This window comes from Mesobacillus jeotgali (assembly GCF_014856545.2).
GTDB lineage: Bacteria > Bacillota > Bacilli > Bacillales > Cytobacillaceae > Mesobacillus.
The window spans coordinates 4,228,086-4,247,313 of the sequence record NZ_CP109811.1; the positions used below are offsets into that span (position 1 = coordinate 4,228,086).

Annotated in this window: 15 protein-coding genes; 2 read left to right on the plus strand and 13 right to left on the minus strand. The window is 44.0% G+C overall.

The annotated features are described in order from the left end of the window. Positions 1-90: 90 nt before the first annotated feature. The 6 genes from FOF60_RS21700 to FOF60_RS21725 form a co-directional block, all read right to left on the minus strand. Positions 91-2,022, minus strand: a complete 1,932-nt coding sequence (locus tag FOF60_RS21700) for a lipoteichoic acid synthase (RefSeq protein ID WP_192469976.1) — start codon at positions 2,020-2,022, stop codon at positions 91-93. Between the two features lie 428 nt (positions 2,023-2,450). Then, positions 2,451-3,758 (minus strand): murein hydrolase activator EnvC family protein, encoded by a 1,308-nt coding sequence (locus FOF60_RS21705; RefSeq protein ID WP_192469975.1) that lies wholly within the window; start codon positions 3,756-3,758, stop codon positions 2,451-2,453. 100 nt (positions 3,759-3,858) lie between these two features. Beyond that, the gene (gene ftsX / locus FOF60_RS21710; RefSeq protein WP_192469974.1) at positions 3,859-4,752 is read right to left on the minus strand and encodes a permease-like cell division protein FtsX; all 894 of its coding nucleotides are present in this window, start codon (positions 4,750-4,752) and stop codon (positions 3,859-3,861) included. After that, positions 4,742-5,428, minus strand: coding sequence for a cell division ATP-binding protein FtsE (gene ftsE, locus FOF60_RS21715; RefSeq protein ID WP_192469973.1), 687 nt, complete (start codon positions 5,426-5,428; stop codon positions 4,742-4,744). Before ftsE ends, ftsX begins: the two co-directional genes overlap by 11 nt. A 443-nt stretch (positions 5,429-5,871) precedes the next feature. After that, positions 5,872-6,186, minus strand: coding sequence for a cytochrome c551 (gene cccB, locus FOF60_RS21720; RefSeq protein ID WP_192469972.1), 315 nt, complete (start codon positions 6,184-6,186; stop codon positions 5,872-5,874). A 50-nt stretch (positions 6,187-6,236) separates the two neighbouring features. Next, positions 6,237-7,100, minus strand: a complete 864-nt coding sequence (locus FOF60_RS21725) for a YitT family protein (protein ID WP_192469971.1) — start codon at positions 7,098-7,100, stop codon at positions 6,237-6,239. A gap of 541 nt (positions 7,101-7,641) precedes the next feature. On the opposite strand from FOF60_RS21725, the gene FOF60_RS21730 reads away from it, so the two are divergent. Both FOF60_RS21730 and FOF60_RS21735 read left to right on the plus strand, forming a co-directional pair. Continuing rightward, entirely contained in the window at positions 7,642-10,224 is a 2,583-nt protein-coding gene (locus FOF60_RS21730) for a CoA-disulfide reductase (RefSeq protein WP_192469970.1), read from the plus strand. Positions 10,225-11,213: 989 nt separating this feature from the next. Beyond that, the gene (locus tag FOF60_RS21735) at positions 11,214-12,170 is read left to right on the plus strand and encodes a nuclease-related domain-containing protein (protein ID WP_192469969.1); all 957 of its coding nucleotides are present in this window, start codon (positions 11,214-11,216) and stop codon (positions 12,168-12,170) included. A gap of 258 nt (positions 12,171-12,428) precedes the next feature. Here FOF60_RS21735 and prfB read toward each other — a convergent pair. From prfB to fliS, 7 genes are all read right to left on the minus strand, one after another. Then, a protein-coding gene (gene prfB / locus FOF60_RS21740) for a peptide chain release factor 2 (RefSeq protein WP_192469968.1) occupies positions 12,429-13,539 on the minus strand; the annotation gives its coding sequence in 2 pieces (ribosomal slippage) (positions 12,429-13,466 and positions 13,468-13,539; 1,110 coding nt in all). 148 nt (positions 13,540-13,687) lie between these two features. After that, positions 13,688-16,201: a preprotein translocase subunit SecA gene (secA, locus tag FOF60_RS21745; protein WP_192469967.1), complete on the minus strand. Its 2,514-nt coding sequence runs from the start codon at positions 16,199-16,201 to the stop codon at positions 13,688-13,690. 218 nt (positions 16,202-16,419) lie between these two features. After that, positions 16,420-17,262: a DUF1028 domain-containing protein gene (locus FOF60_RS21750; protein ID WP_192469966.1), complete on the minus strand. Its 843-nt coding sequence runs from the start codon at positions 17,260-17,262 to the stop codon at positions 16,420-16,422. Between the two features lie 109 nt (positions 17,263-17,371). Continuing rightward, positions 17,372-17,917, minus strand: coding sequence for a ribosome hibernation-promoting factor, HPF/YfiA family (gene hpf / locus FOF60_RS21755; RefSeq protein WP_192469965.1), 546 nt, complete (start codon positions 17,915-17,917; stop codon positions 17,372-17,374). Positions 17,918-18,091: 174 nt separating this feature from the next. Then, positions 18,092-18,475, minus strand: a complete 384-nt coding sequence (locus tag FOF60_RS21760) for a DUF8042 domain-containing protein (protein WP_192469964.1) — start codon at positions 18,473-18,475, stop codon at positions 18,092-18,094. Between the two features lie 9 nt (positions 18,476-18,484). Continuing rightward, the gene (locus FOF60_RS21765; RefSeq protein ID WP_192469963.1) at positions 18,485-18,826 is read right to left on the minus strand and encodes a flagellar protein FliT; all 342 of its coding nucleotides are present in this window, start codon (positions 18,824-18,826) and stop codon (positions 18,485-18,487) included. Continuing rightward, positions 18,826-19,227, minus strand: a complete 402-nt coding sequence (gene fliS, locus FOF60_RS21770; RefSeq protein ID WP_192469962.1) for a flagellar export chaperone FliS — start codon at positions 19,225-19,227, stop codon at positions 18,826-18,828. The genes FOF60_RS21765 and fliS overlap by 1 nt, the downstream gene beginning before the upstream one ends. Position 19,228: the final 1 nt, after the last annotated feature.

Sequence of the window (19,228 nt, forward strand, 5' to 3'; positions counted from 1 at the left end):
CGAAGGACTCTCTTTACACTCGGTCAATACAAGAATAAATTCAAAAAAAGTGGTGCCCCTGTATGATCAAATTACGGGACACCTTCATATTTACTCGTTCGGATAAATCTTTTCGTAATTATAACGCGACCGATCTACCGGAATGAAATCGGCAGGTGTATAAAATCGGAGCAAATCCCCATTAATGACGCTGTCAGATAACAGGAGTTTACCTTCTGCCGCTTTCTGATATTTTTTTGCTAATTGCAGGCTAGCATCATCCTCAACTTCTGCTCCAGTGGCAGAATCGTATACTTTTCCATCCACGAATGTTAATGATGGACTGACAAAATCTCCATTTCGAAATGGGACAAGTTCATCATGTTCCTCCGATAAAAGATCTGTACCAAACTGTACATAATTTTTGGTATCTTTGCCGAGCAAATGAAGTAGAGTTGGCAGGAGATCGATTTGTCCTCCGTATTCACTATTTATCCCACCTTCAATTCCTGGAACCCGAATGAAAAGAGGAACTCGCTGCAAACCTGCATTTTCAAAAGGAGTAATCTCCTTGCCGATTACCTCGCCCATTGCCTTATTACGATTCTCTGAATTCCCATAATGATCTCCATACATAACGATGATGGAATTATCGTATAAACCCGATTCCTTTAAATAATTAAAGAACTGCTCTAGTGCTTCATCTGCATATCGTGCCGTTTGGAAATAACCATCAACTGTTGGATCGCCCGTTGTGTTTGGTGGAATCGTTGCCTCAGAGTCATCAATTTTGTAAGGAAAATGATGGGTGACTGGAATGAATTTCGCATAAAACGGTTGCTGCAACGACTCCAATAACGGAATGGATTGCTGATAAAATGGCTTATCCATTAATCCGTAATCAGTTAGATTTTTTTCATTTTGCATCTCGTAATAGCTAGAATCAAAAAACTTATTGTAACCAAATGATTTATAAACTTCATTCCTATTCCAAAAGCTTCCGCCATTTGAATGGAACACTGCTGACGTATAACCTTGCTGCCCTAAAATAGCAGGGGCTGCTTGGTACGTATTTAAACTCTTCGTTGTAAAAGCAGAGCCTTGTGGCAAACCATAAAGCGAATTCTCAAGGATGAATTCTGCATCCGAGGTTTTTCCCTGTGCCGTTTGGTGAAAAAAGTTATTAAAATAAAGAGTATTTGGATCTCGCTTTAACGAATTTAGGAACGGCGTTACTTCCTCACCGTTCATCTTGTAGTCTATCAAAAAATTCTGCATTGACTCCAGATGAAAGTAGATGACATTCATCCCTTTTCCGGCTCCAAAATATTCAGGGTTTGGCCTAGCATGGTTCGATTTCGTAAAGTTGATTACCTCTGTAAGATCATCGCTATCCGCAAGGACCCGTTGTGCGGATGCTTTAGTGCTAACGACAGCATCATATAGCGTATAGTTATACATACCTAAATACTTCACTATATAATTACGGTCGAACCCTCTCGTCAATAATTGAGGTCGATCCTTTTCCGCTAGGGCAAGATTGAAAAATGATACGCCTAACGCAATAGATACGACAGCGACTGGTAACCTTTTACCAGTCTTTGAGTTGTCAGGTTTTATCGTTCCGGATAAAAACAATGCTAAAAGCACTGCTAAATCCATAAAAAACAAGATATCATAACCTCTTAACAGTGAGCCGATACTGCCGCTGACATCTCCAAAATTTTGAGCCTGAGTGATTGTAGGCAACGTAATGTAATCATTAAAAAATCGGTAGTAAAGAACATTAGCATACAATAGGAAAGACATAATAAAGGATAGACCAATAACGCCATAGTATTTTTTTCTTCCCTTTAACAAGAAGGCTAGGGACAATATAAGGATTATAGATCCTAAGGGATTCAGGAATAGCAAAAACTTTTGCAACTCACCTTCAATTCCCAAGCTGAACTGTGTCAGTTGAGCAAGGTATGTTTTAATCCAAAGAAGAGTAACCGCTAAAAAGAAGAATCCTAAATATTTATTATAAAGTGTTTTTTTCATGTAATCACCTGCTTGTTAAACTAAGATAATAGACTGAATGTATACAAGGATAGCATATCGTAAACATTTCCTTCAAATATTATTCAGCAAACAAAGGGATGTAAATGTTTCCCATTATTCTGTTCTCCATGATTATTTATAACCTCACAACCCGTTTTACCCGGATTTTCTACATAACAATCCAATTTGAACAGTACCTTTTATACATCTGCTTTCGAGAAAATAAAGAATCATATTCTTTTCATTTCACAATAAACCTCATTCTTAAACTGAATCCTAAAAATTAGATGAATTACTAAAAGTATAATAACGAACTCTCGTAACCCTTTCGCTACTTGGAAATCATTGCAAGTTTCACATTGAGTTATACCGGGGAAATAAAAAAGGAAGAGAAAAAAGTCTCTTCCAGATTATATATAGGCAAGTGATTACATATAGGCAAGTGGGTTTACTGCATTTGATTTTGACGCATTCCAAGAACCTTTGTGAAGCTCAAAATGTAAGTGCTGACCGAAAGATTGCCCTGTATTTCCCATAGTCCCAATTCTTTGGCCACGGGTTACCACTTCATTATTACCTACACGGCGGTCGCTCATGTGGGCATAAACAGTTGTCCATGTCTGCCCATTCAGTGAATGTGCCACAAAAATAACATTTCCGTAACTTGAAGAATAATAAGAACGGATTACAACACCATCAGCAGCCGCAACAATAGGAACATTTGAAGCTTTATTTGCTACGTCAAGGCCGGCATGGAAAGATCCCCACCGTGCCCCGACATTCGACGTAATTCTACCGTTTGTAGGCATCTGAATCATGCCCCCAGAAGCCGGTGGTGCCGATACTGCTTGAGAGTCTCCGGTACTCGTAGAACTGCCGCTTTTTTTGGCTGACGCTGCAGCTCGTTGCCTTTCCAGTTCTGCCTTTCTAGCAGCCTCAGCAATTTGGGCCTGTCGCTTCTTTTCAAGAGCGATCGCCTGCTGCAAAGCCCCTTGTTGAGCGGCAAGTAGGTCCCCTTCTTCTGCTAATGATAGTGCCGCAGCTTCCATCTGTTCTTCTTCTTGTTTTAAAGTGCTCATTAATTTATTCTTTTCCTTGATTTGTGTATTCAGTTCAACCTTTAAAACCTCAAGTTCTGATTTCATCTCTTTCAAGTTTTCCAGCTTCGTTTCTACCTCTTGTTGTTTCGTTTCAAGCTCCAGTTTATCCTGTTTATGCTGTTCAAGGATATTTTTGTCTGCTTGTACAATTGTTGTGACTGCACTCACACGGTCAACGAAGTCGCTGAAACTATTAGCTCCGAGCAATACATCAATATAGTTAACTGTACCGCCGTTTTCCTGGAAGGAACGTGCCTTGTCCTTTAGTAATTCGTTCCGCTGTTCTATACGCTTCATCAATTCCGCAATTTCAACTTTTAACTGCTCAATCTCTCCTGTTGTCTGGTCAATTTGAGCATTCTTCACTTGGATTTTCTCCTCTGCTTCAGCAACAGCAAAATCAAGAGTCTTGATTTGTTCATTCACTTTTTCTTGCTCACTTTGCAGTTCATCAATCTTTGATTTCTTTTGGCTAATTTCAGCGTTGATGCCTGAACGTTTATTCTGTAATTCTTCCTTTTGCTTTTGCAAGTCCGAAATGCTTGCAGCTTTTACTTGATCAACTGTTAATGGGCTTAATAAAGAACCCAGGCTTAAAGTACTGACTACTGCTAGTGAGAGTATCTGCTTTTTCACTAGATCTTTCCCCTCTCTTACTCATGATAGTTTCGTAACTTTGTCTTTCTATCTATCGTCTATTGGCTTTGTAGTGTTAAGGAAGACTTTACTATCTTCCTTACACTTTTAAGAATTTACGGACGGACATGAGACTTCCCCAGATTCCAATTGCCGCACCCATGATGATCAGGATTGCAGACAGCTGGTATACAAACGGATTGAATTCAAGCAATTTGATAAAATGGTCTTTCAGTTTATCGTTAATGAAGTCATAAGCGTAATAATAGGCTGCAGAGACTACCGCGATCGGCACCATTGCCCCAAGGATTCCCAGCCAAAGGCCTTCAAGGAAGAATGGCCATCTGATAAAACCATTGGTAGCACCGACAAGTCTCATAATCTCAATTTCTCGTTTACGTGCCATAATCGTAATTTTGATAGTGTTTGAAATTAAGAACATGGCTGTAAAAAGCAGTCCAACAATCAGGATAAGTCCAACATTGCGGCTTACTTTTATAAAACTGAATAACTTTTCAACCTTGCCTTGCCCATACTTTACAGTAGCGACATATTCGAATTTCTCAATCTGCTTGGCAACTTTCATTGTGTCAGTTGGGTTTTTCGTCTTTACGACGAACACATCGTTCAAAGGATTGTCCTGTTCAAACAGCTGGAAAGCTTCTCCTTCATCTCCCAGACTCTCAATAAGGCTTTTAAGTTCTTGTTCCTTGGAAGAATAGGTCACATTTTTAATACCAGAAACCTGGTTGATTCGCTGTTCCAATACCTCTTTATCTTTGTCGTTCGCTGCTACATCCACATGGACCCGGATTTCTACATCTTCCTCGATCGTGGTTGCGACTTTATTTAAATTCATCATAATGACGAAAAAGACACCGACCAAAAGCAGGGTAACTGTAACGGCGCTTACGGAGGCAAACGTCATCCAGCCATTCCTGCCTAAGCTTTTAAAGCTCTCCCGGACATGGCGGCGAAATGTTCTAGCTTTCATATCCGTATTCACCTTTCATTTCGTCACGGGCAATCCTGCCATTCTCAATCGCGATGACGCGATGCGTGATTGTGTTGACGATTTCTTTGTTGTGGGTGGCCATGACGATCGTGGTTCCCCTTAAGTTAATCTCTTCGAAAATGTTCATGATTTCCCATGAGGTATCGGGGTCAAGGTTTCCAGTTGGCTCATCGGCAATCACCACTTTTGGTGCGTTCACAATTGAACGAGCAATGGCAACACGCTGCTGTTCCCCTCCCGATAGCTCGGTAGGAAGCGCTCTTGCCTTGTGCTTAAGTCCGACAAGTTCCAGGGTTTCCATTACACGCTTCTTGATATATTGCGGCTGTTCCTCGATTACTTCCATCGCAAAAGCGACATTTTCATAGACTGAAAGAGTGTTCAACAATTTGAAGTCCTGGAACACGACGCCAATATTACGGCGAAGCAATGGTACTTTGCTGTCCTTTAGCTTGGCTAGATTGACACCATTTATTATGATGGAACCTTTGGAAGGCTTGACCTCCCGGTACATCATTTTTATAAAAGTGGATTTTCCAGCACCGCTGGGCCCTACTACGTATAAAAATTCACCTGCATCTATATGAACATTAATTCCATTAGCGGCAACGATGCCGTTAGAATATGTTTTATACACATCCTGCATATCTATCATTTTTGTATCACCTTAGATAGTTTGTCTTATCAATCGGCTATTCTTCGACAATTTGTAACAAACCTATTATAGCATCTCCCTATAGTAAAAAAACCCTTTTAATTATTACAGTTTCTTTTCAAATTAGCCTTTTTATACCAATTAATCCCTATGAAGGATATTCTATCTAGTAGTTTAAGCACTTTTTTGCTTTAAAAGCCAGCAATTTACCTAGTAAAATACTGATATAATACAGTTTCTCATTTAGTAGAATTTTTAGTTTTATTACCAAGCTGTAACAAGATTTTGTCATAACTTGTATGGACATTTTGTGAAGCTTGCTGAATTGCTAAATAATTTGGCGATTTTTCGAAAATGCATAAAGACAGCAATTTCACTATGGTTGTATTGGAAAGAACAGCATAAAAAAAACGCCCTGTAATCAGGACGTTTCCTTAAAACTCTTATTTTTTGTTAGCCAGCCATTCAGCCACTGCTGATGCATCGTCGCCTTCAAGCAGTTTTGGAGGCATTGAGCCTTGGCCGTTAGCGATTACACTTTCAATGTCTTCTTGTGACAAACGTGAACCTACATCGCTTAACTTAGGTCCAACTCCGCCTTCCAGGTTACCGCCATGGCAGCTAGAGCATTTTTGATTATAGAGCTTTTCTGGATCCGCACCAGCTGTGTCCCCGCCGCCAGCTTCGTCGCCGCCCCCGCCGCAAGCTGCCAGTACCAAGGAGGTTCCCATTAATAGAGCCAATAATTTCTTCTTCAACTTAACTCCCCCTAAGAAAATTTTGCATACACGACTATTTTATACCAATATCAAGCCCTTTTAAAACCCTCACCCAATACCTCAGAAGCATCCATTACAATGACAAATGCTGATGGGTCAATGGATTGGACCAATTGTTTCAATTTTGTGAACTCCGTCTGGTCCACGACACACATGATAATTGGCCGTTCCTGGTCGGTATAGCCGCCGTATGCTGATAGTTTTGTCACTCCACGGTCTATTTTATTCAAAATCGCTTCACGAACTTCATCCTGTTGGTTTGTAATGACCATTGCCATCTTCGAGCGCCCGATGCCCACCTGCACAAGGTCAATCGTTTTGCTAGTCACATAAAGCCCGATTAACGCATATAGACCGCGTTCAATATCGAATACAATCGCTGCAGATAATACAATCAGTCCATCAATCAACGCCACGCAGGTTCCAAGCGATAGCCCCGTGTACTTGTGGATAATTTGCGCTGCCAAGTCTGTACCGCCAGTTGAAGCGTTTCCTCTGAATACAATTCCAAGTCCGAGACCGACACCAATACCGCCGAACAATGATCCAAGCAAAGGATCGAGAGTCCATGGCTTTACGTCATTCGTCAAAAACACTATAAATGGAAGAAAAATGGTCCCTGCAAGAGTTTTATACCCATATTGTCGCCCAAGTAAAACAACCCCAGCAATAAACAGCGGGATATTAAACGCCCACTGGACATACGCAGGCTCCCAGCCAAGCGTAGCATCCAAAATCGTACTGATCCCGCTGACCCCGCCGGAAGCAACCCGGTTCGGCAGCAAGAACACATTGAACGAAATAGCTACAATTCCAGAACCAATCAACACATATACATATTCAATCAGCTTTTCTAGAGTTGGATTTATCGTATGATTTCGCCGTTTTTTCACAGTCCTATCTCCTTTTTCCTTTAATGCCGTCAGTGAGTATAGCACGTGTCGAATTTTCTGTAAACGCTAGCAGTGCGCCGTGTTAAAGGGTGAAAGTTGATATTGAATCCCTTCTCTGGCGGTGCGTTATTTGGAGCTTATTTGATGTAAAAACGAATATTATCATTTTCACTAACACTATTACTGTAAGACAGAGCCTATATTATAGAAACAATTCGTCTAGCTTATTTTGCAAGCACAATTTTGTAGGAATTAGATAGTTTGTGAAATTATGAACTATTTTTGACGTTTCACCAAATACCCTTACCCCTAGTCGTACTTTGTGATACATTTCACGTATAAGGAGGCGGTCATATTGATTAGTCTTTCCTGTAGAAAAGAAAAATACTTTTTTTAACATCTCACATGCTCACCATTACACAATATCCGGGTCAAGCATCTGGCCAGACTGTAGATTGCGGATTATAAATAAAGAGCGTGTAAGCAACTGACCAATAACAAATCGAAACGATATAAATTTTTAAGAAAGAGGGTAATATACATGGCAAAAAAAGTGGTAATCGTAGGTGGAGTTGCTGGCGGAGCTACAACGGCTGCTCGTTTAAGAAGATTGGATGAACAGACAGAAATCGTGATGATCGAACGCGGTGAATATATTTCTTTCGCAAACTGCGGACTTCCTTATTATATTGGCGGTGCGATTCAGGAACGTGACGCATTGCTGGTGCAGACAGTTGAAGGCATGTCAAAGAAATTCAACATGGATATTCGCAACTTGAGCGAAGTCACACGCATCGACCGCGAGCGCAAAGTGGTTGAAATCAAGAACCTTAAAACGGGCGAAACTTATGAAGAGAGCTACGATGTGCTTGTTTTATCACCAGGTGCAAGCCCAATTAAGCCTCCGATCCCGGGCATCAATGAAGCAGAAGCATTGTTCACGCTTCGCAACATTCCTGATACTGATAAAATCAAAGCGTATGTTGATGAGCAGCAGCCGAAGAAAGCGACAGTCATCGGCGGCGGCTTCATCGGTGTTGAAATGGCTGAAAACCTTTGGGAACGCGGTGTTGAAGTAACACTCGTAGAGATGGCTGATCAGATCATGGCACCCATCGACTTTGAAATGGCTTCTATTTTACACCAGCACCTCCGTGAAAAAGGCGTGAAGCTTGTTCTTGAAGACGGTGTGAAATCTTTTGAAAAGAACGGCAAAGTCATTAACCTGAACAGCGGCAAGCAAATTGACACTGACCTTGTTATCCTTGCGATTGGCGTTGCTCCTGAAAATAAATTGGCTAAGGAAGCTGGGCTTGAGCTAGGACTTCGTGGTGCGATCCGTGTCAACGAGCGCCTGCAGACGGCTGACGAGAGCATCTACGCAATCGGTGACGCGATTGAAGTGAAGGACTATATCAACGGACAGGCGACTCACATTCCGCTTGCATGGCCGGCCAACCGCCAGGGACGGATAGTTGCGGACCATATCAACGGCATCGATTCCAAGTACCAAGGCACGCTTGGCACATCGATCGCGAAAGTGTTTGACATGACTGTTGCGGCAACAGGAAATAACGAGAAGACTTTGAAGCGTCTTGGCATCTCTTACGATGTCGTGCACGTTCACCCAAGCTCTCACGCCGGCTACTATCCTGGCGCATTCCCAATCGCGCTAAAATTGATCTTTGACCGTGAGACAGGAAGAATCTTCGGTGCACAAGCTGTATCTTATGATGGCGCAGATAAGCGCATCGACGTACTGGCAACTGCCATCAAAGGCGGCATGACGATTTTCGACCTGCCAGATCTTGAACTGGCATACGCACCGCCGTACTCTTCTGCAAAGGATCCAGTCAACATGGCTGGCTACGCAGCGAAAAATATTGCGGAAGGCCTCGTGGAAACGGTACAATGGCATGAAATCAATGACATCCTTGCTGACGGCGGCTATCTGATCGACGTCCGCGAGCCAATCGAGCGCGATATGGGTATGATCGAGGGTTCTGTGAATATTCCGCTTGGCGAGCTTCGCGACCGCCTCGGTGAAATCCCGACGAAGGAAGTGTACGTTTACTGCCAGGTCGGCCTTCGCGGTTACCTAGCTACACGTATCCTGATGCAGGCGGGATTCAAAGTTCGTAATTTGGATGGCGGATACAAGACTTACTCTTGCGTGTATGAGCCAGATGCAAGTGAGAACTGTGGTACACCGATCAGCGACAATGGCGTTGCTCAGCGAAATGCTGCAATGGAGGAAATTGCTGCTGGCGCTGCCCAGTCTAGTGTTGGATTGGCTGTTGAGGCGGCTCCTGTTGCTCAGGCACCCGCAGCTCCTGCCGTGACAGCTGCACCGCCAACTGTAAAGACAACTCTTGATGCTTGCGGCCTGTCTTGCCCTGGTCCGATCATGAAGGTTTATAAAACAATCGGCGACATGCAGGACGGCGAGGTGATGGAAGTCCACGCAACAGACCCAGGCTTCGCAAAGGACATCAAAGCGTGGTGTGAGAAGACAGGCAACAAACTGATCAGCAACAATTTTGAGGATAAGAAGTTCAAAGCGCAAATCATGAAAGGCAATGTGGTCGTGCCTATGAACACGATGGCAGCTCCTGTTGGAGTTCCAACTGGCGTACCAACTGCGGCTCCTGCTAAAAATGGCGCAACGATGGTTGTGTTCAGCGGCGACCTCGACAAGGCAATTGCAACCTTCATCATCGCATCCGGCGCGGCGGCGATGGGCAAAGAAGTAACCTTGTTCTTTACCTTCTGGGGACTGAACATCCTGAAGCGCAACGACGCACCATCAACCGAGAAAGACATGATGGCAAAAATGTTCAGCATGATGATGCCGAAGGGCGCAAACGACCTGCCACTGTCCAAGATGAACATGGGCGGCATGGGCTCCAAGATGATTAAGACAGTCATGGCCAACAAAAACGTCGACAGCCTTGAAACTCTGATGAAAAACGCCATGGACGCCGGCGTCAAGCTAGTAGCATGCGGCATGAGCATGGACATCATGGGCATCGCAAAAGAAGAACTCATCGACGGAGTCGAAATCGGCGGCGTAGCAGCTTATCTGGGTGATGCGGAGGATTCTGGATTGAATTTGTTTATCTAATGTTGGTTTGGAGAGCGGCCTTCCTGTGTGGGAGGCTAATTTTTTGTTGTTTTTCTTCCTATTTTAGGAAGACGGTGCAATTAAATCGATTAATGGTGCAATTAATTAGCAGTACCGTGCAATTAATTCAAACAACGGTGCAATAACCTAAAACAACAGTGCAATTATCCCCCTATATTAGCAGAATAATTTTTCCAGCAGCAAGTGAACTATATTAAAACACGATATGACGTCAAAACAATACTTTTTGGTTCTTCTACCTACCTCCGTTTCATCCAAAAACGCACTTGCGTAAGATGCAGAATAGCTTTTCACACGTATTTAGAGGAAAAATTGAAGTTTTTTTTGATAGTTACCTTTTTTACTCTAGATCGGTTCGGTGCTTGCTCACTAGATTGTGCTTCTTAACTAGATTGTCCTCACCTTGGCACATGGGGTTGTTGAAAATAGGTAATTGAGGGCTGAACCGCTGTTTAGTTTAAAGTTACCTTTATTACTCCAAATTAGTTTGATTCTCGCCTACTAGATTGTCCTCCTTATCCGGGTTGTCCTCTATCTTGGCGCATGGGGTTCTTGTAAATAGGTAATTGAGAACTGAACCGTTGTTTAGTTGGAAGTTACCTTTTTTACGCCAAATTGATTTGGTGCTTGCCTACTAGATTGTGCTCCTTATCTGGATTATCCTTCTCTCCTGGCACTTGGGGTTGATATAAACAGGTAATTAAGAACTGAACCGTTGTTTAGTTTAAAGTTACCTTTTTTACTCCAAATCGGTTTGATGCTCGCCTACTAGATTTTGCTCCTTATATGGATTGTCCTTCTCTCCTGGCACTTGGGGTTGATATAAACAGCTAATTGAGACTCCGACAGTTGAAAGATACCATTTCTTCAACCGATAGCAACCAAGATAAAAACTTCTCTCTCTTTAACAGGATTTATTCCGATAAATGTCGAATAATACACTCATCAACCTAAAGGAGTGACAATTTTTGATAGCGAAACGCAGAACGACCCCACGGAGAATCCTCGTTAATGAAGCACTACTGCGCAGACTTCCTCCAAACCATCCAAAGAGGCCAGATATTCTTAAAGATTTGCTGATTAAAAGAGCAGGATTTAAAGGCGAACAGGATATGGATTATTACCTTAGCCTGTTGAACGAAAACGATTTTTACATCCTCCAGGATCTCCGCATTCCACTTGGCACAAACTACTTCCAAATTGATTTCCTTCTTTTATCAACCAAATTCGCTCTGCTGATTGAAAATAAGAATATCCCTGGAATAATAGAATTTGACCCTGCCTTCAAGCAAGTTTTCCGAACGTATAATGACAGCACGGAAATATACGACTGCCCGGTCGACCAGGTAAAAAGACAAGTCTATCAATTCAGGAACTGGCTGAAGAAACACAATATCGATCCACTTCCACTTGAATTCCTCGTCACCTATAGCAATCATGGCTCCATCCTTCAAAATCCCAGTAAAAATCAAGAAGTTTATAATCGAATTTGTAAAGGAGGACAATTGGTCTTTAAAGTAGACGAAATTCAAAATCGTCACCAAAGAGAGGTTCTATCGATTAAGGATGTAAAAAGGTTAACGAAATTGCTGATTAAGAGTCACGAACCGGAGAAAGCTGATATTAGCAAGTATAATTTATCCCCATCTGACATCATCCCAGGTATACAATGTCCAACGTGCGAGCAATTTCACATGGAGAGAATCTCAAGGAAATGGTACTGTGCCCATTGTGAAACTACCTCAACTAACGCACATCAACAGGCTATTCTTGATTATTTTCTGCTGATTGGACCGACAATGACAAATAAACAATTGAGAGTTTTTTTACGCCTGCCGTCACGGAGTACTTCTACAATCTTATTGAGGAATATGAGCCTACAACATACAGGTAGTACGAAAAACAGAGTATATTATCAAGCATGATTATAACCTCCTCTTCCTTTTGGCCGAGGAGGTTTTTCCATTATTAGGATGACGGTGCAATTCCGGCATTTAACCGTGCAATAAAGAAGAATGAGCGTGTAATTACTCTAGTTGACGGTGCAATTAGCTTCAATTATGGCGCAATTATGACGTTTAACCGTGCAATTACCCCAAATTCAATCAGACTAGCAGCTCATTAAGCGCAAAAATCCCCCGCCAACCCGGCGGGGGACTCCAAAAACTCATATTCAGTTCGGTCTACTCACCCAAACTCAACTTAGAGCGTAAATATGCATCAATAAACATATCAATATCACCGTCCATGACTCCCTGCACATTGCCGGATTCGGCACCGGTGCGATGGTCTTTTACCATTGAATACGGGTGGAATACGTAGGAGCGAATCTGGCTGCCCCAGCCGATTTCTTTTTGCTCGCCGCGGATTTCGTCCAGCTCGGCTTGCTGCTGCTCGATTTCACGCTGGTACAGCTTCGCTTTCAGCATCTTCATCGACGTTTCACGGTTCTTGATCTGTGAACGTTCTGCCTGAGATGATACAACGACACCAGTTGGCAAGTGCGTGATTCGGACGGCTGAGTCAGTTGTGTTGATGTGCTGACCGCCGGCGCCGCTTGCACGATACGTATCGATTTTCAGGTCTTCCGTACGGATTTCAATTTCAATTTCGTTATTGAATTCCGGCATCACTTCGCAAGATACAAAAGAAGTATGGCGGCGTCCAGAAGAATCAAATGGTGAAATACGTACGAGACGGTGTACGCCTTTTTCCGCTTTCAGATAGCCGTATGCATTGTGTCCGTTAATCTTCAAAGTGACACTCTTAATTCCCGCTTCATCCCCTGGAAGATAATCCAGCGTCTCCACCTTGAAACCGCGCTTTTCCGCCCAGCGAGTGTACATACGCAAAAGCATCGAGCCCCAGTCCTGGGATTCCGTTCCGCCAGCACCTGGGTGAAGTTCAAGAATCGCGTTATTTTTATCGTGCTCTTCGCTTAAAAGGAGCTGAAGCTCAAACTCACTCATGCGCTCTTTAAATTCCACAAGCTCCTTCTCCAACTCTTCGCGAAGATCCGCGTCGTCTTCCTCTTTTACAAGCTCATAAGTCAAATCGAGATTTTCGTATGTCTCGTTCAGCTCGTTAAAAACATTAACCTGTTCCTTGAGCGCATTTGCTTCGTTGATGACAACCTGTGCCTTCTGCTGGTCATCCCAGAAGTCCGGCGCAAGCATGCCATCCTCTAGTTCAGCAATTCGCGCTTCTTTATTTTCGAGGTCAAAGAGACCCCCTGAAGTCCGCTAATTTCTTAGCTGTTTTTTCAAGCTCATTCCTGATATCTGCTAATTCCATATCATTCACCTCAAAAGAAAGTTAATTACTATTATACCTTATTCTATGCAGCAAGGAAAAAGAGAGCCGGTTACCCGCGCCCTCTTGTTGTTCTTTAACACATCACCGCACCGGGGGTCAGACCCCCGGTGCGGTAGTGCGGTAAAGCTTATTCTGCTTTGCCGCAGCAGTTTTTGTATTTCTTGCCGCTGCCGCAGATGCATGGGTCATTGCGGCCGACATCCATTGATTTGACGACTGGCTTCTTCTTTACTTTTCCGCCTTCGCCTTCTTTTGGATTTACCGCGTGGCCTTTCGCTACTTCCTGGCGCTCAAGGTTGCTGCGGATTTCAGCTTTCATGATATATTTCGCAACGTCGTCTTCGATGGAAAGAACCATGTTTTCGAACATCGCGAAGCCTTCATGCTGGTATTCGCGCAGTGGATCGATCTGGCCATACGCACGCAGGTGGATACCCTGGCGCAGCTGGTCCATCTGGTCGATATGGTCCATCCACTTTGAGTCAACCGAGCGAAGCACGATAACTTTTTCAAACTCACGCATTTGCTCATCTGTCAGCATTTCTTCTTTTTCATTATAGCGCTCTTTCACCTTTGCCATGATCGCTTCGATGATTTCATCCGCCTCTTTGCCGCGAAGGTTTTCAGCAGTGATGTCGCCTTCGTGTAGCAGATTGCCGTTCACATAGTCCATAATGCTGTTCAGATCCCATTTTTCCATATCCTCGCCTGCTGGCGTATGGGCAGAGACATTGCGCTCCAATGCAGACCTGATCATTCTTTCTACGATGTCGCGGAGGTTGTCAGATTCAAGAACCTCATCACGCTGCTTGTAGATGATTTCGCGCTGCTGGCGAAGGACATCATCGTACTGAAGCAACTGCTTACGGGCATCAAAGTTGTTGCCCTCAACGCGTTTTTGCGCAGATTCAACGGCTCTGGAAACCATCTTGCTCTGGATTGGCTGGGTATCATCCATGCCAAGACGCTCCATCATTGATTTCATATTGTCAGAACCGAAGCGGCGCATCAGCTCATCTTCCATTGAAAGGTAGAACTGAGTCACACCAGGGTCTCCCTGACGTCCGGAACGTCCACGAAGCTGATTATCGATACGACGGCTCTCGTGACGCTCTGTACCAATAACCGCAAGGCCGCCAACTTCTTTAACGCCTTCGCCAAGCTTGATGTCCGTACCACGGCCCGCCATGTTCGTCGCGATCGTAACCGCGCCCTGATGGCCGGCTTCAGCGATGATTTCCGCTTCACGCTCATGGTTTTTCGCGTTCAGAACATTATGCTTGATGCCTTTTTTAGATAAAAACGCAGAAATGATTTCCGAAGTTTCAATCGCAACCGTACCAACAAGGACCGGCTGGCCAGCCTGGTGGCGTTCAGCAATGTCGTCGGCTACCGCCTTGAACTTCCCTTGCATCGATGCGTAGATTAAATCCGGACGGTCGTCACGGGCAATCGGACGGTTCGTTGGAATCACAACAACGTTCATATTGTAAATATTGCGGAATTCCTCTTCCTCAGTCTTCGCCGTACCGGTCATACCGGAAAGCTTCTCGTACATACGGAAGTAGTTCTGGAATGTGATCGTCGCAAGCGTCATGCTTTCATTCTGGATTTCAAGGCCCTCTTTTGCCTCGATTGCCTGGTGCAAGCCTTCGCTGTAGCGGCGGCCCTTCATCAGACGGCCAGTGAACTGGTCAACGATGACGATCTCGCCGTCCTGGACGACGTAATCCACATCCTTGTGCATGCTAGCCTGGGCTTTCATCGCCTGGTTGATATGGTGAAGCAATGTCACATGCTTGATGTCAAAAAGGTTCTCGATGCCAAAAGCCTTCTCGGACTTCGTGATTCCTTCCTCCGTCAGCTGGACACCCTTCGTTTTTTCATCATAAGTGTAGTCCTCTTCACGCTTCAAAGTGCGCACGAATGCATTCGCCTGAATGTAAAGCGCAGCAGATTTTTGCGCAGAACCTGAAATGATCAATGGCGTACGCGCTTCATCGATCAAGATGGAGTCAACTTCATCGATAACACAGAAGTGCAGCGGACGCTGAACCTTCTGGTCTGAGTAAAGCACCATGTTGTCGCGCAGATAGTCGAAGCCGAACTCGTTGTTCGTACCATATGTGATATCTGCACGGTAAGCTTCCTGTTTCTCTTCCTTCGTCATGCTGTTCAGGTTCAAGCCGACAGAAAGGCCAAGGAACTCATACAGCTTGCCCATTTCAACGGCATCACGGCTAGCAAGGTATTCGTTGACCGTGATAACGTGCACACCGCGTCCAGTGATCGCGTTCAGGTAAACCGGCATTGTCGCTGTAAGGGTTTTACCTTCACCAGTCTTCATCTCGGCGATATTTCCCTCGTGAAGGGCGATACCACCCATCAGCTGGACCTTATAAGGGTAAAGCCCAAGAACACGCTTGGCACCTTCACGTACGACAGCAAAAGCTTCAATCAGCAAGTCATCAGTAGACTCTCCGTTTTGGTACCGGTTTTTGAACTCTTCCGTTTTTTCCCTCAGCTGGTCATCAGACAGCTTTTCCATATCGCCTGCAAGTGCATCAATCTGATCCGCCATCTTCGTCAATTTCTTAATATCGCGTTTATTCTGGTCGAAAATTTTCGCTAAAATCCCCATACAGACGCTCCTTTTATCTATTGAATCTCGTTGTATTTTATAAGTTGATTGTCGTAAAAAATTGTCCCAAAGAAAAAAGATTCGCTGTTAACGCACCGAATCCCTTTTAGAAAAATTCGATTTATTTCTTCTTACTATTCTACCACTTACAAAAGGGAGTGACAACCAATCGGAAAAGGCGAAAAGTCCCACTGCCGGCTGACAGAGGGACCCATGTTTTATTGATTTTTCATAAACTCCAAAACTTCGAGGTCGATTTTGCCCTTCTCCTGCTCTCGTTCTTCAAAGTTTTCGGTGTGGATATAGGCAGTTAGCGCTTTGTGGAGTTCTTCGTTGTCAGCTGGATCTGCCTTCAGGTAATCAAGGCGCTTGAGATGCTGTACGACTGCCTCCCTGACCTCACCCTCAACTTCCACTACGTTCTCAGGCTTTGCTTTGGCAAAATAAAGCTGCTGCAGGCCGTAGATGCGGATTAATTCTGTGATGGGGTCCGGATGGTCATCGACACGCAGATCGATATAACGATCATTGTAGCCGCCGTATCCACCCTTCTCTTTGACGACAAGAAGTGCCGCCGACTGCTGGCCCCTGCTGTCGCCACCAGCTTGCTGGCCGGCGTTGAGGGCCTGGAGTAAACGGTGTGCAAGCGAGCCTTTTTTCGACTCAAATGTCTCAGCCATAGCTTTCACAGTATTCTCATCCACTAAGATATTTCCCTGTGCCGCAAAATGCTTTCCAGTAATGCCGCCTGCCCAGTCATAGCAATATGTACCTGTAAAAGTTGCACCATTTCCTTCGGCGTCAATCAAACCGACCTGGCGCATTTCCTTGTCCGGGTCGTCCTTCGTGATCAGCTCCATCACTTCCTCAGCTGATTTCCCCTGAGCCATCAACTCTAGCGCCTGCGGGCCATATGCTGTATTTGCGTATGACTGAGTAGCAACAGCTCCAACTCCAGCCTTCGCAAACGGAACAACCGCCCCGACTCCAAGGAACTTCGACTGTACGGCAATTCCCCATTCTTTTTCCTGCGAATCATAACCTACGATTGAAAATGTCATTATGTATCGCCTCCTGAAAAAATATTTCGGCACTCGGTATAATTTTCCCTTCAAAAGTACAAATTAAAACCCACAGCCAATTTCTGGCTGTGGGTAGAATTTAAGATTATTATTGAGCTTCAATCAAACCATAGCGGCCGTCGTTTCGCTTGTAAACAACATTTGTTTGGTTTGTTTCAGCGTTTGTGAACACGTAGAAGCTGTGGCCCAGCATGTTCATCTGCAGGATCGCTTCCTCGCTGTCCATAGGCTTCAAATCGAAGCTCTTTGTGCGGACAACTTCAAGATCCTCATCTTCTTCAACCTGCTCAACTTCTGTGAAAATTGGAGCGTAATCCTTCAGGCTTTCCTTTTCACGGAATTTGCGGTTGACCTTTGTTTTGTGCTTGCGGATTTGTCGCTCGAGCTTATCAGTGATCAAATCGATCGCAGCATACATATCTTCATGAGTTTCCTCTGCGCGAAGCACAAGGTCCTTCATCGGAATCGTAATTTCAACTTTTGATTTTTTATCCTGGTAAACTTTCAGGTTCACGTTCACATTGGCATTGGGTGACTCGGTAAAATACCGGTCAAGCTTCGCAACCTTCTTCTCTACATACTCTCTGATTGCTGGCGTTACCTCAATGTTTTCTCCACGAATGTTGTAGTTCATAGTGGACTCCTCCTTTGGGATATGACTATGTATTACTAATTCTATTTTACCCCAAAGAACTCCTGCAAAAACAGTCTGAAGATTTGACATTTTTATGTCTGTTTTTACCGTCGGAATAGTGGATAATTTGTTGAGGCTTGTCCGAATATAGGAAAACCGCCCGGTATTGGGCGGTTAGAAAATATAATAAGGCTTTATCTCCTGGTCAATTTTATTTCTCCAGTCCTCAAAAACCGGATAAATTTTTTTACTGATAATCTGTTGAACCATTACGATGTCATCAACTTTCCCTAGCAATTCAGTTGCCTCAAGAACTTCTTCAAACTGATCAAAGCAATCCAGAAGAGCAGGGTTGTCGACAAACTGTTCAGAAATGGCCGAATTGGAGTCATCAATCTGTGAAAAAGCAAGCAGGATATCTTCCCAGAGATTTATTGCTCCTTCATACCTTAACTCCTCAAAACAGACCACTATATGCTCGAATGCCTCCTGAATCGTCTCCAGCAAGCCAGCATACTGCTGTACGAGAAGAAATTTCTCTTCAGTCAAGGTTGCCATCCAATCATCCTAATTTCTTTTGTCGTAAAACACGCCGTCGGTCGAAAGGTTTTCATAAGGGTTGATATACTTGCTATTCGATTCCTTCTTGGCCTGCAAATTTTTAATATTCTTTTGAATCAGGAACTTTTCAGACTGTAAAAGTTGCATGAGCTTGGAGTTCAGCAGAATCAGCTTTTTTCCGACCTCTACCTCATCGGGAGAAAAAGGTGGAACAATCTCGTTCATCAGGTTCTCGCGTTCATCCAACAAAGCTTCCACACGACTGATTTTCCCATCGCGCTCGTCTGCAGATTCAAGAACGGAGATCAATTCCGCTGTCCGCGCGTAAAATTGGCTGACCGGACCCACTAGACTCTTCCGCCCTCGCCAAACTGCTTCTGGCGATTCACCTGGATGACCTGTTTCCATGTATCGCGGAATTCCGTTACAAGTCCTTCAACTTCCTCCAAGATTGCTACTTCATTCTTGATATTCGCCTCGATTAAACGGCGGTTCATATAATCATAAAGAGACATCATATTCTGTGAAACTTCCAAATCCATATTCAGCGTGACCATCAGTTCCTGAACGATTTTTTGCGCCTTGATGATATTCATATTTTTCATTTCAATGTCCTTCTGGGCCATTGCATGTTTCGCCAGATTGATAAATTTCAAACATCCGTTATATAACATCAACGTCAACTCACCCGGCGAAGCCGTGTTGACGGATGATTGCTGGTATGACTGGTAAGGATTATTTAATGCCATT

Bases quoted from the DNA above. Each gene is read 5' to 3' on its own strand.
- FOF60_RS21700 (WP_192469976.1), bottom strand. From the start codon at position 2,022: ATGAAAAAAACACTTTATAATAAATATTTAGGATTCTTCTTTTTAGCG.
- ftsX (WP_192469974.1), bottom strand. From the start codon at position 4,752: ATGAAAGCTAGAACATTTCGCCGCCATGTCCGGGAGAGCTTTAAAAGC.
- ftsE (WP_192469973.1), bottom strand. From the start codon at position 5,428: ATGATAGATATGCAGGATGTGTATAAAACATATTCTAACGGCATCGTT.
- FOF60_RS21730 (WP_192469970.1), top strand. From the start codon at position 7,642: ATGGCAAAAAAAGTGGTAATCGTAGGTGGAGTTGCTGGCGGAGCTACA.
- secA (WP_192469967.1), bottom strand. From the start codon at position 16,201: ATGGGGATTTTAGCGAAAATTTTCGACCAGAATAAACGCGATATTAAG.
- FOF60_RS21750 (WP_192469966.1), bottom strand. From the start codon at position 17,262: ATGACATTTTCAATCGTAGGTTATGATTCGCAGGAAAAAGAATGGGGA.
- hpf (WP_192469965.1), bottom strand. From the start codon at position 17,917: ATGAACTACAACATTCGTGGAGAAAACATTGAGGTAACGCCAGCAATC.
- FOF60_RS21760 (WP_192469964.1), bottom strand. From the start codon at position 18,475: ATGGCAACCTTGACTGAAGAGAAATTTCTTCTCGTACAGCAGTATGCT.
- fliS (WP_192469962.1), bottom strand. From the start codon at position 19,227: ATGGCATTAAATAATCCTTACCAGTCATACCAGCAATCATCCGTCAAC.